The sequence below is a fragment of the Methylobacterium sp. E-045 genome, assembly GCF_022829685.1.
Classification (GTDB): domain Bacteria; phylum Pseudomonadota; class Alphaproteobacteria; order Rhizobiales; family Beijerinckiaceae; genus Methylobacterium.
On record NZ_JAKSYE010000105.1, the window covers coordinates 1 to 348 of the forward strand.

A 348-nucleotide genomic window follows, 5' to 3' on the forward strand; every position below is an offset into this window, starting at 1 on the left:
AACAGGAGGGCCGCGAAATCGAAGTGGCCTGTGGTGGCCCGTCATCAGTCCCCCACAAGCCATACGACCCCCTCGGGAGTCAAGCGGGAACGCCAATTCCCGCATCGAGAAGTCGTGCGTTGTGCCTGCCGCGGCCCGAGAGGGCTGGGGACGATGTTTCACGCGACCATGGCTGACGCGATCGACGGCGCGCGGACGCTTGCGCAGCTGGATGAGCCATCGCGCCAGGTGTGGCAGGGGCCCGGGTCGGGGGATCCTCCCGGCGATGAGGCCCAGGCCGTCGTCTACCGGCTCCCCGGGGGGCGCAGCGCCATCCCTCAAGGCATCCTTCCCGTTGGCATGTCCTCC

Annotated in this window: 1 protein-coding gene; it reads left to right on the top strand. The window is 68.7% G+C overall.

What is annotated here, in order from left to right:
- Positions 1-168: 168 nt before the first annotated feature.
- On the top strand, positions 169-348 hold a 180-nt coding region (locus tag MKK51_RS20330; RefSeq protein WP_243980256.1), incomplete at its 3' end, for a hypothetical protein.